Here is a 15530-nt window from a genome sequence, read left to right as displayed (position 1 = left end):
GACCGCGTGGATCCAGGCGATGAGGCCGCCGACCGCCGCGCCCGCCACCCAGCCGACCCAGGGCGAGAGCGCGCCCAGGGCCCCCTGGGTCGCCAGGGTCACGACCGCGCCGGTCAGCGCGCCGAAGATGATCAGGCCTTCCAAGGCCACGTTGACCACGCCGCTGCGCTCGCTGAACAGGCCCCCCAGGCCGGTCAGGAGTAGCGGCACGAGGCTGCGCACGAAAGTCACGAAGAACGTGACGGTCAGGATCTGGGCGAGGACACCGTCCATTTACTTGCCCCCTTCACGGGTGTTGTCGAGAGTGCTCTGGCCGACGTTGGGCAGCGGGGTCTGGGCCTCGGTGGCGGCGGCGGACGGCCCCACGCGGCCCGCCTCGGCGCGGCCGGTGCGGTCGGTGGCCGCCACGAGCTGGGGCGGCGGCGGATCGGTGACGCGGCGGCTGAGGAACCCCCCGGCGGCGATGAACAGCACGATCAACGCCTTGAGCACGGTCACGATATCGCGGTTGATGGCGTCGAGCTTGAGGTCGGCGTCGATGCCACCCGTGTCGATGGTCCCGAACAGCACGCTGGCGGCCACGACCCCGACCGGGGTGCTCTGGCCCATCAATGCGACCGCGATGCCGTCGAAGCCCACGTTGACCGGCATGTTGCCCTTGAGGCGGTAGGCGTCGAGCGCCCCGCCCTGCACGTAATGGGTGCCCGCCAGACCGGCGAACATGCCCGCGATGGTCATGGCGAGGATGGTGCCGCGCGCCACGCTGATGCCGCCGTACTCGGCCGCCTTGGGCGAGAGGCCCACCGCGCGCAGGGCGTAGCCGGTCGCCGTGCGCCACATCAGGGTGCCGAACAGCGCCACACAGGCCAGCGCGATGAGGAAGGCGGCGTTGAGCTGGCTGGCGACGCCCTCGACCGGCACGCCGATGCGCCACGTCACGGCCCCGACGACCACGGCCGCCGCGAGCGAGATCAGGGTCTTGTTGCGCACCTTGCGCAGCGCGAGGCGGGCGACCACGAAGGCCACGAGCGCGAACACCAGCCCGAGGCTCAGGACCGTCGCGCCGCCAGTGCCCACGTTGAGCAGGTCGAGCATGGTGGGCAGGCGGGCGGCCGGCAGCAGCTCGGCGCTCTGGGCCTCGTAGCCCTCGGCCTTGAAAGGCAGGGCGCGCGTCTGGCCGAAGAAGGGATAGGTGTTCGAGCCGATCAGGAAGATGAAGATGCCCGAGGCGATGTAGTTCAGCATGATGCTGTTGATGACTTCGCTGGAGCCGAATCTGGCCTTGAGCAGGCCCGGAATGGCGCCCCACAGCGCGCCGCCCAGCCCGGCCGCGATGACGGTCAGGGGCAGCAGGAACCAGCCGAGGCCGGGAGGGCCGTACACGCCCATGAACATCGCCGCGACCGCGCCCATCGTGAGCTGCCCCGGCGCGCCGATGTTGAACAGGCCCGTCCGGAAGGCGAAAGCCACCGAGAGCCCCGTGAAGATGAGGGGCGTGGCGAGCTTGAGGCTGTCGAGAAAGGGGTTGAGGGCCGTGACGGGCGCGAAGAGCGTCGAGTAGACGAAGTACACGATGTCGGCCCGCGTGAGCCAGCCGCCCCAGGCCCCGAGCGTCTGACCCGAGAGGTTGACCGGCGGCTGCACCACCAGCACGACCACCGCGCCGACCAGGATCGCCAGCGCGATGGCGACGGCCGGAACCAGCAGCCCGCGCAGGCGATTGAGGCGGTCCCACCACGCCGGGCGGCCGCTCAGCCCTGCACCCGCCGCGATCAGGCCGGCCAGCATGGGCAGCAACAGGCCCATGTTCATGCCGCCGCCCTCATAGAAGTTGCGCAGGGTACGGCGGGCACCGGCACGCAGGGTGCTGTCGGTCGCCACGCGCGCGGCCTCGGCCCCCAGGGTGCGGCCCAGCAGCAGCACGGCGGCGAGGGCCGCGACGAAGGCCAGCAGGCCCGTGACCCAGAACCAGCGCGCCCTGCGCAGCGCACCGACCACCGTGGCGACCAGCAGCGCGAGCGCGGCCCAGCCCAGCCCGAGCGTGGTGGCGGCGGAGGGCAGGGGAATGTCCCCGTTCGAACTGGTGTTGAGAATCTGGCCCCCGAGGTGCAGCAGGGCGGCTCCGCCGTCGAATGATCGTCCCAGGGCGGCGAGCGGGGTCAGCAGCAGGGCGGCCGTCCCGACGCCGCCCGCGACGAGAGCGATTCTCGACGCGGCCGCAGATGGGCGGGAATCAGAAAGTTGCGTCACCGTTGCATTGTACGCAGTCTAGACCGGGTGGGAATCGCCTTAAACTCCCTTATGTCACACGGTTTCGCCCCCCCTGCCGGCCCCTCCGCCCCGCCGCTCCTACCCCCCGGCACGCCCCGGTTGGGCCTGGGGCTCGCGGCGCTGGGCCGCCCCGCCTACATCAACCTCGGCCACGACGCGGCGCTGGGGCCGGACAAGGCGGTGGGGGACCTGCGGGCACGGACCTGGGCCATGCTCGATCAGGCCTGGGCGGCGGGACTGCGCTATTTCGACGCCGCGCGCAGCTACGGCCGGGCCGAGGAATTTCTGGGCGGCTGGCTGGGCGCGCGTGGGCACGCCGGAGAAGCCGTGCTGGGCAGCAAATGGGGCTACACCTACGTCGCCGACTGGCATATGGACGCCCCGGCGCACGAGGTCAAGGACCACTCGCTCGCCACGCTGGAGCGGCAGTGGCCCGAAACCCTCGCCAGCCTGGGCCGCGCGCCCGCCCTGTATCTGATCCACTCGGCCACGCTGGAGACGGGGGTGCTGGAGGACGCCGGGGTCCTGGCCCGCCTGGCCGACCTGGCCGCCGGGGGCGTGCGCGTGGGCCTGAGCACGAGCGGCCCCCGGCAGGCCGACACGCTGCGGCGGGCGCTGGCGGCGCGCGTGGACGGCGTGAACCCCTTCTCGGCGGTACAGGCCACCTGGAACCTGCTGGAGCCCTCGGCAGGCGCGGCGCTGGCCGAGGCCCACGCGGCAGGCTGGACGGTGGTGGTCAAGGAAGGGGTCGCCAACGGGCGCCTCACCGCGCACGGCCTGAGCGGCGCGGGCGACGTGCCCCCGGCCCTGGCCGCCGAGGCCGCGCGCCTGGGGGTCGGCCCCGACGCCGTGGCCCTGGCCGCCGCGCTCGCGCAGCCTTGGGCCGACCTCGTCCTGAGCGGCGCGGCGGCCCCAGAGCACCTGCAAGGCAACCTGCGCGCCCTGGACCTCACCCCCGACCTCGGAGAGCTGGCCGGGCTGGCCGAGGAACCGGAGACCTACTGGCGCTCGCGCTCGGCGCTGCCGTGGACCTGAGGGGCCTGGGCGTCCGGCCGGGTCCCGACGACCTCCACTGGGGGAGTCTGCGCCTGCGCGGTCACCGTCCGGTCCTGAAACACGCGGTCCGGTCCCGGCAGCAGGCGGCCCTCGGCCAGGGCCTGCAACAGGGGACGCAGCGGCGGCAACTCGCGGCGCAGGGTATGCCACACGAGCTCGGGGTCGATACCGAAATAGTCGTGTGAGATGAGGTTGCGTATGTCGCGCAGGTACGCCCAGGGCAGGTCGGGGGTCCGGTCCTGCACGCTCTGGGGAATGAACTTGGTCGTCTCGCCCAGGCGTGCGAGGTTACGCAGCACGGCGTCGCGGGTGCGCTCGTCTCGCAGGAAGGTGGTGAGCGAGAGGCCCGCCGTGTCCTCCTGGAGGCGGTCGAGCGCGTCCAGCAGGTCGTAGACCCGCCAGCGCCACCGCTTGGGCCGGTGGGTGACGGGCAGCTCTCCGGTCACGGCCGTCACATCCACCGCGTCGGCCAGGATTTCGCCGCGCAGCGGGGCCTTCAGGGCCGCCTCGGTGAGCACGTCCACCCGGCGGCCCAGCAGGTCCTCGCACAGCGCCTTGACCCGCATGAGGTCGAGCAGCCCGGCTTCCTGCCCCGGCGCGAAGTCCACCAGCAGGTCGATGTCCGAGCCGCCCCAGGCCTCGCCGCGCGCCACGCTGCCGAACACGCGCAGCCGCGTGACCCCCAGCGCGCGCCACCCGGCCTCGCCCGAGCGCAGGGCCGAGGCGACGGCCTGAAGCCGGGGATCGGGGAACAGCGGCGCGGTCATGTGCGGGCAGGATAGTGCGCCGCGCCTGTACGTGGGGGCCACGGGGCCTATGATCGGGCGGTGATCGTCGCCGTGGGCCATGACCTGATCGAGATCGAGCGCATCCGGGGCATGCTGGCGCGCGAGGGCCGGCGCGCCGAGCGGCTCTTCGCCCCCGAGGAGCTGGCCTACTGCGCCCGCCTGCGGGACCCCGCGCCCAGCCTCGCGGCCCGCTTCGCCGCCAAGGAGGCCTTCCAGAAGGTCTGGCCGCGCCCGCACGGCTGGCGCGACGTGTGGGTGGTGCGCGAGGCGACCCCCGGCGGCCCCTTTCCCTTCGCGCGCCCGCGTCTGGGCTACGCGCCGCACCTCGCCGCCGAGATGGCGCGGCGCGGCTGGGTCGCCCACCTGACCCTGACCCACACCAAGGAGCACGCCTCGGCGGTGGTGGTGCTGGAGGAGCGGCTCGCGTGAGCGTGCGCCTGATCGCCACCGACCTCGACGGCACGCTGCTGCGCCCCGACCTGAGCCTCAGCCCGCGCACCCTCCGGGCACTGGCGGCGGCGCGGGCGGCGGGCATTCCGGTGGTCCCGATCACGGCGCGGCAGCCACGCGGCCTGCGGCCCATCGCGCGGGCGGCGGGCTTCGGCGGCTGGACCCTGTGCGGCAACGGCGCCCTGTGCGTGCACCTGGGCACGGGCGAGGTGCTGTTCGAGGCCCACGTGGCCGCCGACGTGCAGCGCGCCGTCGCCGAGGCCCTGAGCGCGCGCGTGCCCGGCACCCTGTTCGTGAGCGTGCGCCGGGGCGGCGAGGTCTTCGTGGCGCAGGAGGGCTATGCGCGCCTCGCGCAGTTCAGCGACCACAAACGCCTCCCGGCCGAGATGACGCCCTTTGCGCTGGCGGAGGTCGTGGCCGAGCCGAGCCTGAAATTCATCGCGCGCCACCCCGCCCTCACGCCGCGCGAGTTGCTGGCGCACCTGCGGGCGCTGGACCTGCCGGGCTTCGCGGCGACCCACAGCGGGGCTCCGTTTCTGGAGATCATGGCCGAGGGGGTGAGCAAGGCCTGGGGGCTGGAGCGGCTGTGCGCGCACCTGGGCATCGGTCGCCGCGAGGTGCTGGCCTTCGGGGACGCCCCCAACGACGCCGAGATGCTCGCCTGGGCCGGGCGCGGGGTGGCGATGGGCAACGCCGAACCCGAGGCCGTCGCCGCCGCCGGCGAACGGACCCTGAGCCACACCGAGGACGGGGTGGCCGCCCTGCTCGAAACCCTGCCCGAACTGCGCGGCGCCTGGCCGGACGCCTGCCCCGAACTGTCTCCCCGCTGACCGCGCCGCCCCCCGCCGCCGGCCTACGCTGGAGCATGACTCCCTCTAGGGCTGGCCGCTGGATCCTGCCTCTCGTGCTGACGGCGCTGCCGGGGACGCTCGCCCAGACCGCCACGCCCGCGACCCGTGTTCCCACCGCCCCAGGCAGGGCAGCGGCCCCCGCCCCCGAGCGCGCCGCCGCCCTCACGCGGGGGCGGCAACTGCTGGAGGACTTTTACGCCGTGCGGCTCGACGCCCTGTGGCAGAGCTTCACGCCCGAGGTGCGCGCGCAGTGGGGCAGCCTCGCGGCCTTCCGGGCCTTCCGGCTGTCGGGGGTCGCGCAGTACGGTGCCCAGCGCGAACTCGTGCGCGAGCGGACCCTGAGCGAGGACGGCGAAACCTTCTATGTCCGCAGCGCCACCTTCGAGAAGGCCCCCAAACAGGTGTGGTCGCTGGTCATCGGGTTTCGGGCCGACGGCCGGATCAGCACCTTCGGCATCCTGCTCGAAGAGGACCGCAGCGGCGGGCAGGTGGCTTGAGCCCCCGGCCGCGGCCCCGGCTCAGGGACGCGGCGGAAAGCGCACGAAGGTCAGCCAGAAGTTCTCGAAGGCGCGGATGGCGTCCAGGAAATTCTCGAAGCCCACCGGCTTGATGACGTAGCCGCTGGCATGCCGGGCGTAGGCGTCGCTGATGTCCGTATCGGCCTGACTGGTCGTGAGCATCAGCACCGGGATGCTGGCGAGCTCGGGGTCGGCCTTGAGCTCGGCCAGCACCTCCAGCCCGTTCTTGCGCGGCATGTTGATGTCGAGCAGGATCACGTCGGGGCGAGGCACCTGGGCGTACTGGCCCTGGCGGCGCAGGAATTCGATGGCCTCGTCGCCGTCGCGGGCGACATGCAGCCGGTTGCGGACCTGCGCCTCGGCGAAGGCCTCCTGCGTGAGCAGGATGTCCGGTTCGCTGTCCTCGACCAGCAGGATCTCGACGTGGGGGCGCGAATCTGGCATCAGCAGCCCCCGGTGGCCGAGAAGGGGTCAGGGCGCGCACGCAGCATAGGGGGCAACTATACCCCGCCCGGGCCCGGCGCGTCCGCCGTCTCAGCCGCGCAGGGCGTAGCCCACGCCGCGCACCGTACGCAGCAGGCCGTAGCCGTCGAGGTCGCGCAGCTTGGCCCGCAGGTTGGCCATGTGCACGTCCACGACGTTGCTGCCCTCGGGGAGGCGGCCCTGCCAGATTTCCTGGCCGATCTCGTGGCGCGAGTACACGCGGCCCGGCTGCCGGATGAGCAGCGCCAGGATGTCGAACTCCTTGGGCGAGAGCCGCAGTTCCTCGGCCTTGTAGGTCACGAGGCGCTTCTGGGGGTCCAGGGTGAGGTCGCCCATGCTCAGGCTCTCGCTGGCGCGCTGCCGGAGCTGCACCTTCACACGGGCCAGCAGCTCGTCGGGATGGAAGGGCTTGATGAGGTAGTCGTCGGCCCCCAGGCCCAGCAGCCGGACCTTCTCCTCGACGGTGTCGCGGGCGGTCAGCACGATGATGGGCAGGGCGCTGTTCTTGCGCAGGCGCTGCACCACGTCACCGCCATCGAAGTCGGGCAGGCCCAGGTCCAGCAGGATCAGGTCGGGATGGTCCTCGCGGGCCTTGATCAGACCGTTCATGGCCGAGTCGGCATGATCTACGGCGTATCCCGCGTCGGTCAGGTCCAGGCGCAGGACATTGGCAATATCGAGGTCGTCCTCGATCACAAGGATGCGGTGTTCGCTCACAGGTCACATGATACGACGGCCACGTGAACGCCCGCTCCGCGCGGCCGGAAGGCCCCTGAAGGCCCCCCCTTCAGGCTTGAGCGGACCTTAAGACGCCGCCTGCGGGGCCGCCGTGCCGGGGCGGGGCATGTGCTAGGGTGGGTGGACCACGTTCTGGACGCGGAGAATGCCCAGTTGTTCCGGCTTCTGCACGCTCAGGCGACACAACCTTCCCGCTCAGCCCCTTCAGCTGCGCCCCCCCTGCGGCGGCCAAGCCTGATCTTCCCCCGCACCCCGCGTGCCCGGAGTTGTAATGACCCAATCCAATCCAGCGGACCAGCCCGCCAAGCCTTCCCTCGAAGTCATCCCGCTCGGGGGCATGGGCGAGATCGGCAAGAACATCACCGCCTACCGCTACGGCGACGAGATCATGGTCGTGGACGGCGGCCTCGCCTTTCCCAAGGCCCACCAGATGGGCGTGGACCTGATCGTCCCGCGCATTGACTACCTGCTCGAACACGCCGACAAGATCCGCGGCTGGATCCTGACGCACGGCCACGAGGACCACATCGGCGGCCTGCCCTACATCCTGCCCCGGCTGCCGCGCGTGCCGGTGTACGGCGCGGCCCTGACGCTGGGCCTCGTGCGCGAGAAGCTCAGCGAATTCGGCCTCAAGGACGGCGAGATCGACCTGCGCGAGGTCCAGATGGGCGACGTGGTGAAGCTCGGCACGCACTTCAGCGCCGAATTCATCCGCATGACGCACTCGATTCCCGACAACGCCGGCTACATCCTGACCACGCCGGTCGGGCAGGTCCTGCACACGGGCGACTTCAAGCTCGACGAGCACCCCAGCGACGGCCTGACGAGCGACCTGGCGCGCATCGAGCAGGCGGGCAAGGAGGGCGTGCTCCTGCTGATCTCCGACTCGACGAACGCCGAGCGCCCGGGGCGTACCGCCAGCGAGCGCGACATCGCCGAGAACCTCGAGGAGGTCATCAAGAACTGCCGGGGCCGCGTGTTCCTGACGACCTTCGCCTCGCAGGTCCACCGCATCCAGAACCTGCTGAACATCGCCCACCGCCAGGGCCGCCGCGTGGTCATGGAAGGCCGCTCGATGCTCAAGTACGCCCAGGTGGCCCAGGCGACCGGCCACATGCAGGCCCCCGAACCGTTCCTGACCTCCGACGACGTGGGCGAGCTGCAAGACCAGCAGCTGCTGTTCGTCTGCACCGGCTCGCAGGGGCAGCCGATGGCGGTGCTGGGGCGGCTGGCCTTCGGCAACCACGCCAAGATCGCGCTGCGCCGGGGCGACACGGTGATCCTGAGCAGCAACCCGATCCCCGGCAACGAGGACGCCGTGAACCTCATCATCAACCGGCTGTACGAACTCGGCGTGGACGTGATCTACCCGCCGGCCTACCGCGTGCACGCCTCGGGGCACGGCTCGCAGGAGGAACTGGCGACGGTCCTGAACCTCGCGCGCCCCAAGTACTTCCTGCCCTGGCACGGGGAGCCGCGCCACCAGATCAACCACGCCAAGCTGGCCCAGACGCTGCCGCGCCCGCCCAAGCGCACCTTGATCGCCAAGAACGGCGACATCGTGACGCTGGGGCAGGACGAATTCCGCGTGAGCGGCACCGTGCCGGCGGGCGGCGTGTACGTGGACGGCCTGGGCGTGGGCGACGTGGGCGACGACGTGCTGCTCGACCGCGTGAACATGAGCCAGGAGGGCATCCTGATCATGAACGCCGTGCTGCACCCCACGCCCCACGTCGAGGTCGTGACGCGCGGCTTCGTGCGCCCCAACCGCGAACTCGACCACCAGATCCGCCGCGTGGCGCTGGAGAGCATCGAGCAGGGTCTGCGCGAGAAAAAGCGCCTCGAAGACGTGCGCGACGACATGTACGGCGCTGTGCGGCGCTTCGTGCGCAAGGCGACGGGCCGCAACCCGGTCCTGATCCCCATGATCGTGGATTGAGCCGCCCACACCGGCGCGCCGGCCAGTCTGTGCCTTCCTCTCCCCTCCCCGGCCGGGTACACCGGGGAGTTTTTTCATGCTTTCCGGCGCGGTCCACCGGACGCGGTAGGGTGGCCCCATGCCCGACCAAGACGTGCTGACCCGCATCTCGCAGGCCACCGGTCTCTCGACCGACGAGGTGAGCGCCTGGCTGAGCCGCGACGAGAACTACGACCTGTCCTGGCTGGACGAGCAGCTCAGCGCGGCGCTGGACGAATCGGACGAACCGCTGGAGCTGCTCGTCGAGCGCGGCGTCATCACCCCCGAAGAACGCGACGACCTTGCGGGCTGAGCCTCGGGGCCCTTCCGCACAGGCGGGGCGCGCGGCGCTAGACTCCGGACACCTATGAATGCGGCAGAAACCCGCGCCCTCCAGGGGGCGCTGCGTGAGGCGCTCGCCCGGGGGCAGGGCGCGGCCATCGCCACGGTCGTCGGCGTGCGCGGCAGCGCCTACCGGCGTGAGGGCACCCGGATGCTGGTGCTGGACGACGGCGCGCAGGTGTGCATGCTCTCGGGCGGCTGTCTGGAGGCCGAGGTGGTCGAGGTGGCGCTGGACGTGATCGCCAGCGGTGAGGCGCGTGTCACCCACTACGACCTCTCGGAGGACGCGACCTGGGGCCTGGGCATCGGTTGTGGGGGCAGCGTGGACGTGCGGATCGAGCGCGTGGACCTGAGCGACCCCGTGACGGCGGCGTGGCACGCGGCGCTGGACGCAGGCGAGGCCGCCGCTCTGGCCGTGCCGCTGGGTGGGCAGGGGCACGTGCTGGTGCGCCCGGACGGCGAGGTCGTGGGGACCCTGGCCGACCCCGAGGTACACGCCTTCGCCGTGGCGCAGGCCCGCGAGCGCCTGGGCCTGCGCGAGCCGCGTGCCGTGACCGTGCGGGCCCCGGGGGGCGGGGCGCTGTTCATCGATCTGAACGCGCCGCCGCCCGCCCTGGTGATCTACGGCGCGGGGCACGACGCCCTGCCGCTGGCCGCCCAGGCCTACGCGCTCGGCTACGAGGTGCATGTGGTGGACCCGCGCGCGGCGTATCTCACGCCCGGACGCTTTCCGGGAGCCGCGCTGCACGACCTCGCCCCCGAGGAACTGGGGACCTTCGCGCCGCCCGCACGGGCACAGCACCTCGTCATGAACCACCACCTCGACCGCGACCGGGTGTGTCTGGCCTTCGCGCTGCGCTCGGGGGCGCAATACGTGGGCGTGCTGGGGCCACGCACGCGGGCACTGGACCTGCTGGCGGCGCTGGCGGCGGAAGGCCAGACCTTCAGCGCCGCGCAACTGGAGGCCCTGCGCTCACCGGTCGGCCTTCAGATCGGGGCGGAGGCCCCTGAGGAAGTCGCCCTGAGCATCCTGGCCGAGCTGATGGCGTGGCGGCGCGGCTACGGCGGCGGCTTCCTGAACGGCCACGCCGGGCGCATCCACGACGCGCCCACCCACGGCGCGGCCTCCTGACTCAGGACCGGCGGCGGGCGGCGGGGGTGGGCTGACCCAGGGCGGCCTTCGCGCCCTCCGCGCCCACCTGCCGGGCTGCGTCCAGCAGGGTCGCCTCTGGGGCCTGCCTGAGCCGCTCGGCCTGCGCCGCCTTGTTCGCGCGCTCGGCCGGAGACGCGCCGGGTCGGCTGGGCTGCGCGCTCAGGGCGAAGGCCACCTCGCGCAGCACGGTCCAGAAGGTCCGCAAAACTCGCCGCATACGGCAGTGTACTGCGGGGGCCGGTTCTCACCCGGGGGCGCGGCATCATGCCGGGGATGCGTCGCCGTGCCCTCCTGCCGCTGCTGTGCCTGTTTCTCACCCTGCCCGCCTGCTCGGAAGCCGAGGGCGCGCAGGTGTCGCGCATCACCGGAGACGGCCTGCTCTACACCGTGGCGACGGTGGACCTGGGCCGCGACCGCCTGAGCCTGCACTGGCGCAACCCGACGACCGGGCAGCCCTACCGCACCTTCGGAGAACTGCGCCGCCGCCTGGCGAAGGAAGGCCGCGACCTGATCTTCGCGACGAACAGTGGCATCTACGCGCCGGGCCTGCGTCCGCTGGGGCTGCATGTGGAAGGTGGCCGGACCCTCGTGCCGCTGAACGGCGCGCGTTCGGGCGGCAACTTCGCGCTGCGGCCCAACGGCGTGTTCTGGATCAGGGGCACGCGGGCCGCCGTGACCGAGACGGACGCCTACCGCCGCCTGAATCCCGCACCCGACTTCGCCACGCAGTCGGGACCGCTGCTGCTCTCGGGCGGGCGCATCCATCCGGAATTCAACAAGGAGGGCACCAGTTTCAAGGTGCGCAGCGGGGTGGGCGTGTGCAAGGGCGGTCAGGTGAAATTCGCCGTGAGTGCCGGTCCGGTGAACTTTTACAGCTTCGCCGTGTTCTTCCGGGACACGCTGGGCTGCCCCGACGCCCTGTACCTCGACGGCAGCATCAGCGCCTACGCGACCGCGCAGGCCGACACGCAGTTCGCGGACTTCGCCGGCATGTGGGCGGTGACGCGGTGAGGTAGAGGAGCGGAGGCGCGCCGCTCCCACTCCTCCTCCAGACTCAGTTGCGCACGGTCAGGGTCAGGCGGGCCTCGGCGGGCTGCGAGGCGGCGGCGCCGCGCGGCCGCACCTCGTAGGTGACCTGACTCCGGCTGCCGCTCCGGCCACCGGGGTTGCTCGTGTAGCTCCAGGCGCAGCCGTCGCCCAGCGCCACCGTGCGGGTGCCGATCACGCGCTCGCCGCGCTTGACGGTCACGGTGTATCCCTCGCCGCTGCCTACCCCGCCGAAGCGGTAGGGGGCCGACACGGTCTCGCCGTCCTTCAGGCTCACGGTCAGGGCCTCGGTGCAGGCCGCGCCGCCCGCCGCCGCGCCGCCCGTCACGGTCAGGGGCAGGCGGGCGACCTCCTGGCCGTCTGCGCCACGCAGCACGTAGGTCTTGCTGCCGGGGGCCGCCGCCGGGACCGCCAGGGTCCAGGTGCCGTCCGTGCCCACCGTCACGTTGCCGATGCTGGTGCCGTCCTCCAGCACCTCGTAGCTCTGGCCGGCCGGTCCGGTACCGCTCAGCGAAAGGCCCGAAGCGGCCACCTGCGCCCCACTCGCCGGCTGGCTGAAGGCGGCGGTCTGCGCCGTGGTCCCGGCCGCCCCCGTGCCCGAACCGGCAGAGGTGGAGGTGGTTTCCGGCGTTCCGGTCCCCCCCGCGCTCCCGGTTCCTTCCGTACCCGGGGCGCTGCCGTCACCGGTCACGTTCACCTTGAACTCGCTGCGTACGCCCTCGCCGCCGATCACGCTGTAGGTGTGCTCGCCGGGCGTCGGGGCAGGCAGGTCGGCGCTCCAGTTGCCGCTGGCGTCGGCCGTCGCCGTGGCGACCTCCTGTCCCTGGTCCTCGATACGCAGCGACAGCCCCGCAGGCGCCGTGCCGCTCAGGGTAAAGGCCTGGGCGGGCAGGTCGGCACCGGAGGCCGGGCTGGTGACCACGATGCCGCCGCCTTGGGCCGCGCTGCCGGCCGCCGCGCCGGTCGTCGCCGTGCCCGCGCCCGTCTGGGCAACGTTGTTGCGGTTGACCAGCCAGCATCCCCCCAGCAGCAGGAGCAACAGCAGCGGAATGAGCCACCAGGGGAAGGCCCGCCGGTTCGCGGCTGCGGGGCTAGCCGGGGCCGGACGGACCGGATCAGGATTGACCGGCGCCGCACCCGACGGGGCAGAAACGACCGGCGGGACCGGGGAGACCGGCGCGGCGCGGGCGGCCACCTCGGGCGCTCTGGCCGCCGCAGCGGCGCTGCCGGCCAGGGCACCGGCGCCCAGCAGCGCCGTCAGGCCACCCATGCCCGGAGGGATCAGGCCCGGAAGCTGCGGGCCCAGAGCGGTCAGCTCGGTACTCAGGCCGGCGGCCCCCAGCGAGCGGGCCTGAGTATGGCGCGCCAGCAGGGCCAGCACCAGCGGGGTCAGCAGCGCGAGCAGGCGGCCCGCACTCGCCCCGCTGCCGCCCAGCGCCGTGCCCAGGCGGCCCGTCATGGCCTCGAAATTGCCGAACAGCCCGCCCAGCAGGCCCCGGCCCTGGCCCTCCAGGCGCGCCATCTCGGCCGAGTCGCCCAGCAGCGCCGTGTTCAGGCCACCGTCCGGCGTGGTCAGGCGGCCGAAACCCTCGCCCTGGCGCAGCAGCTCGGCCGTGCCCGCCTCGGTCGCGCCCTTGTTCGACAGCGCATTCAGGACGACCGGCAAGGCCCCCGCCACCGCGCGGCTGCTCGTACCCGCGCTGAAGCCCCCGGCCCGGCCGATCTGGTCGGCCGCCTTGCCCGAGAACTGTGCCCGCAGGAACTCGAGCAGGCCGGCTGTTCCCAGGGCGCCCGCCGCCGCGACCGCGCCGGCCGGGGCCGCACCAGGCCGGGCCGGCGCCGCAGGAGCCGCGTCGCCCACATCTTTGGTGAGGGCCACAGCCGGCCCCGGGATGGGCGCGGCCGCCTGAACCGGCTCCGTGTCCAGACCGGGGACCGTGACCGCCCGCGCGGCGCCCCCCACGGCGGTCAGCCCCGTGGTCAGGTCCAGCGGCGTGGCCTCTGCCCCGGCGAGGGCCTGGGCCACATCGCCCCCCCGGCCCAGGCGGCTGAGCAGCAGGGGCAGCGCCATGTGCAGCACCCGGGCCTCGCCGCCCTCGCCCGTGGGGGCCGCGCTTCCCAGCAGCACGGGGGCCAGCAGCGCGCCGGCCTGTTCCAGATGCCCGGCTCCGGCCGGATCGTCCAGCACCTCCGAAACGGACCCGAAGGCAGGCAGGTTGTCCACCTCCTCCTGTACCTGCGCGCGGCCCCCGGGCGCGGCGGCGTGGGCGGCCAGGGCGGCGAGCTGCCGGGGCACGCCGGTTCCGAGGGTGCGCGCCGCCGCCTGCGGGTCCAGGCCGGCCGCTTCGCCCAGCCGCGCGGCTCCCGCACCGAAGTAGGTCTGAAGGTCTTGCATGATGTTCATGGCGTCTCCTCGTCTCGGGGGCCGGGCGGCGGGGTCGCCCCTCCGGCCTCCCTATTGTGTGTCATTTCACACGTCAGTCGGCTCACCGTACTTCACGCCGGCCCCGACCCGTCTCACAGGCCCGTGAACGTTCGCTAAGGTTCGGGCGGCAGCGGATGGTCCGGAGCCTTACCCTTGGGGCATGACCGCTCCTGCCTACCCGCTGAAGTCGGCCGCGTGGCTGCTCGACCACCTCGACGACCCCGAAGTGCGCGTCCTGGACTGCCGCTACGCCCTGTCCGACCCCCTGCTGGGGCGCCTGGCCTACATGGACGGCCACGTGCCCGGCGCCGTCTACGCCGACCTGGAAACCGACCTGAGCGGCCCGGTGCAGGAGGGCGGTGCGGGAGGCCGCCACCCGCTGCCCGACCCCGCCGCCCTGGCCGCGTGGCTGGGCAGCGTGGGCATCGGCAACGGCAACGTGGTCGTGTGCTACGACGATCCGGGCAACGGCCAGGGCTTCTATGCCGCGCGGGCATGGTGGCTGCTGCGCTGGCTGGGGCACCGCGAGGCGTACGTGCTGGACGGGGGCTATCCGGCATACCGCGCCGAGGGCGGCGAGGCGACGGCCGAGGAACCGGCCCACGCTCCGGCCACCTTCACGCCCCACGTGCGTCCCGAACTCGTCGCCACGGCGCAGGACGTGGCCGAGCGTCCGGAAGGCACCCTGCTGATCGACTCGCGCGCCCCCGAGCGCTACCGGGGCGAGCGCGAACCCATCGACGCCCAGGCCGGGCACATTCCGGGAGCCGTGAACCGCGACTGGTCGGGGGCGCTGAACGCCTACGGCCACTGGCGCGACGCCGACGCCCAGACCGGACGGCTGGAGGCGGGAACGGCCCCCACCATCACCTACTGCGGCAGCGGGGTGAGCGCGGCTCCCAACCTGCTGGCCCGCGAACTGGCCGGCGTCCCCCTGGGGCCGGACAACCGCCTGTATGCCGGCTCGTGGAGCGACTGGATCAGCGACCCCGCGCGGCCGGTGGCGACCGGCGACTTCAGCACCGGCGACGAGGTGGTCGGCCCACGGCCGGAGACCCCGACCGGCGACCCGGCCCAGTCCTGATCCACATGCCGGCCGGGCGAAGCGGTCCGGCGGATGATCCCTGGCTGCCGCGCTCCAGGAGGGGAACCGGCCCTCCCTGATCCTGAAACCCGGTTTTCCCGGAGGCCGGCGGCGCAGACCGCGCAGGACGGCGAAGCTCGGTCTCACCCTCAGGCCCGGGAGAAAGAGCACCGCCAGCGCCGTCCCGGTCACTCGACCGACCAGCGCCCTCCCCAAGGGCGCGGACGGTCCGGCAGACGAACCACCGCCCGGTCAGCCGGCCCCGACCACGCCAGGAGGGCCGCGGGGGACTCGTCATGGGATGCCCCCGGAACCGCAGCCCTATGGCTCCTCGCCACCACAAGAGCTGTGCAGAACCACAGGCCCG

At 72.8% G+C, this 15530-nt stretch carries 16 protein-coding genes (1 of these 16 only partly in view); 9 read left to right on the top strand and 7 right to left on the bottom strand.

Translation table 11 applies throughout. From position 1 onward, the window contains the following. A protein-coding gene (locus DGO_RS00550; RefSeq protein ID WP_014683518.1) for an ABC transporter permease crosses the window boundary here: on the bottom strand, positions 1-273 show its 5' portion. It extends 642 nt beyond the left edge of the window; the window shows 273 of its 915 coding nt (coding positions 1-273); its start codon is at positions 271-273; its stop codon lies beyond the left edge, outside the window. After that, the gene (locus DGO_RS00545) at positions 274-2250 is read right to left on the bottom strand and encodes an ABC transporter permease (protein WP_043800391.1); all 1977 of its coding nucleotides are present in this window, start codon (positions 2248-2250) and stop codon (positions 274-276) included. Positions 2251-2301: 51 nt separating this feature from the next. Between DGO_RS00545 and DGO_RS00540 the strand changes: the two genes are divergently transcribed. Continuing rightward, the gene (locus tag DGO_RS00540) at positions 2302-3306 is read left to right on the top strand and encodes an aldo/keto reductase (RefSeq protein ID WP_050920633.1); all 1005 of its coding nucleotides are present in this window, start codon (positions 2302-2304) and stop codon (positions 3304-3306) included. Here DGO_RS00540 and DGO_RS00535 read toward each other — a convergent pair. Continuing rightward, complete coding sequence (locus DGO_RS00535; RefSeq protein WP_085961017.1) at positions 3270-4094, bottom strand: HepT-like ribonuclease domain-containing protein; 825 nt, start codon at positions 4092-4094, stop codon at positions 3270-3272. The two genes, DGO_RS00540 and DGO_RS00535, sit on opposite strands and share 37 nt — an antisense overlap. A 60-nt stretch (positions 4095-4154) precedes the next feature. On the opposite strand from DGO_RS00535, the gene DGO_RS00530 reads away from it, so the two are divergent. The 3 genes from DGO_RS00530 to DGO_RS00520 are packed head-to-tail and all read left to right on the top strand — an operon-like array spanning position 4155 to position 5913. Beyond that, the gene (locus DGO_RS00530) at positions 4155-4544 is read left to right on the top strand and encodes a 4'-phosphopantetheinyl transferase superfamily protein (RefSeq protein WP_014683514.1); all 390 of its coding nucleotides are present in this window, start codon (positions 4155-4157) and stop codon (positions 4542-4544) included. Further along, the gene (locus DGO_RS00525; RefSeq protein ID WP_043800386.1) at positions 4541-5395 is read left to right on the top strand and encodes an HAD family hydrolase; all 855 of its coding nucleotides are present in this window, start codon (positions 4541-4543) and stop codon (positions 5393-5395) included. The genes DGO_RS00530 and DGO_RS00525 overlap by 4 nt, the downstream gene beginning before the upstream one ends. 35 nt (positions 5396-5430) lie before the next feature. Continuing rightward, entirely contained in the window at positions 5431-5913 is a 483-nt protein-coding gene (locus DGO_RS00520) for a hypothetical protein (RefSeq protein WP_145975212.1), read from the top strand. 21 nt (positions 5914-5934) lie between these two features. Here DGO_RS00520 and DGO_RS00515 read toward each other — a convergent pair whose 3' ends face one another. Both DGO_RS00515 and DGO_RS00510 read right to left on the bottom strand, forming a co-directional pair. Further along, a complete protein-coding gene (locus DGO_RS00515; RefSeq protein WP_014683512.1) occupies positions 5935-6378 on the bottom strand; it encodes a response regulator in 444 nt (147 codons plus the stop codon). Positions 6379-6468: 90 nt separating this feature from the next. Next, complete coding sequence (locus tag DGO_RS00510) at positions 6469-7134, bottom strand: response regulator transcription factor (RefSeq protein ID WP_014683511.1); 666 nt, start codon at positions 7132-7134, stop codon at positions 6469-6471. A gap of 292 nt (positions 7135-7426) precedes the next feature. Between DGO_RS00510 and DGO_RS00505 the strand changes: the two genes are divergently transcribed. From DGO_RS00505 to DGO_RS00495, 3 genes are all read left to right on the top strand, one after another. Continuing rightward, positions 7427-9094, top strand: a complete 1668-nt coding sequence (locus DGO_RS00505) for a ribonuclease J (RefSeq protein WP_043800376.1) — start codon at positions 7427-7429, stop codon at positions 9092-9094. Between the two features lie 118 nt (positions 9095-9212). Beyond that, the gene (locus tag DGO_RS00500; protein WP_043800372.1) at positions 9213-9425 is read left to right on the top strand and encodes a hypothetical protein; all 213 of its coding nucleotides are present in this window, start codon (positions 9213-9215) and stop codon (positions 9423-9425) included. A gap of 54 nt (positions 9426-9479) precedes the next feature. Continuing rightward, positions 9480-10586, top strand: coding sequence for an XdhC family protein (locus DGO_RS00495; RefSeq protein ID WP_014683507.1), 1107 nt, complete (start codon positions 9480-9482; stop codon positions 10584-10586). A gap of 1 nt (position 10587) precedes the next feature. Here the strand turns inward: DGO_RS00495 and DGO_RS00490 are convergent, their stop codons facing one another. Beyond that, on the bottom strand, positions 10588-10824 hold the full coding sequence (locus DGO_RS00490; RefSeq protein ID WP_145975211.1) for a hypothetical protein: 237 nt from the start codon (positions 10822-10824) through the stop codon (positions 10588-10590). A gap of 56 nt (positions 10825-10880) precedes the next feature. Here DGO_RS00490 and DGO_RS00485 point away from each other — a divergent pair, with 56 nt between their 5' ends. Next, complete coding sequence (locus DGO_RS00485) at positions 10881-11618, top strand: phosphodiester glycosidase family protein (protein WP_043800368.1); 738 nt, start codon at positions 10881-10883, stop codon at positions 11616-11618. Positions 11619-11661: 43 nt separating this feature from the next. Here DGO_RS00485 and DGO_RS00480 read toward each other — a convergent pair whose 3' ends face one another. Continuing rightward, complete coding sequence (locus tag DGO_RS00480) at positions 11662-14058, bottom strand: DUF937 domain-containing protein (RefSeq protein ID WP_014683504.1); 2397 nt, start codon at positions 14056-14058, stop codon at positions 11662-11664. A gap of 181 nt (positions 14059-14239) precedes the next feature. Here DGO_RS00480 and DGO_RS00475 point away from each other — a divergent pair, with 181 nt between their 5' ends. Further along, on the top strand, positions 14240-15163 hold the full coding sequence (locus DGO_RS00475; RefSeq protein WP_050920632.1) for a sulfurtransferase: 924 nt from the start codon (positions 14240-14242) through the stop codon (positions 15161-15163). Positions 15164-15530 lie beyond the last annotated feature (367 nt).

The organism is Deinococcus gobiensis I-0 (assembly GCF_000252445.1).
GTDB lineage: Bacteria > Deinococcota > Deinococci > Deinococcales > Deinococcaceae > Deinococcus > Deinococcus gobiensis.
The sequence above is the reverse complement of the archived record's forward strand: the minus strand, read 5'-3'. Positions and strand labels throughout refer to the sequence as shown.

Coding starts and splice junctions, on each gene's coding strand:
- DGO_RS00500 (WP_043800372.1), top strand. CDS start 9,213: ATGCCCGACCAAGACGTGCTGACCCGCATCTCGCAGGCCACCGGTCTC.
- DGO_RS00490 (WP_145975211.1), bottom strand. CDS start 10,824: ATGCGGCGAGTTTTGCGGACCTTCTGGACCGTGCTGCGCGAGGTGGCC.
- DGO_RS00480 (WP_014683504.1), bottom strand. CDS start 14,058: ATGAACATCATGCAAGACCTTCAGACCTACTTCGGTGCGGGAGCCGCG.
- DGO_RS00505 (WP_043800376.1), top strand. CDS start 7,427: ATGACCCAATCCAATCCAGCGGACCAGCCCGCCAAGCCTTCCCTCGAA.
- DGO_RS00495 (WP_014683507.1), top strand. CDS start 9,480: ATGAATGCGGCAGAAACCCGCGCCCTCCAGGGGGCGCTGCGTGAGGCG.
- DGO_RS00540 (WP_050920633.1), top strand. CDS start 2,302: ATGTCACACGGTTTCGCCCCCCCTGCCGGCCCCTCCGCCCCGCCGCTC.
- DGO_RS00520 (WP_145975212.1), top strand. CDS start 5,431: ATGACTCCCTCTAGGGCTGGCCGCTGGATCCTGCCTCTCGTGCTGACG.
- DGO_RS00515 (WP_014683512.1), bottom strand. CDS start 6,378: ATGCCAGATTCGCGCCCCCACGTCGAGATCCTGCTGGTCGAGGACAGC.
- DGO_RS00485 (WP_043800368.1), top strand. CDS start 10,881: ATGCGTCGCCGTGCCCTCCTGCCGCTGCTGTGCCTGTTTCTCACCCTG.
- DGO_RS00535 (WP_085961017.1), bottom strand. CDS start 4,094: ATGACCGCGCCGCTGTTCCCCGATCCCCGGCTTCAGGCCGTCGCCTCG.
- DGO_RS00475 (WP_050920632.1), top strand. CDS start 14,240: ATGACCGCTCCTGCCTACCCGCTGAAGTCGGCCGCGTGGCTGCTCGAC.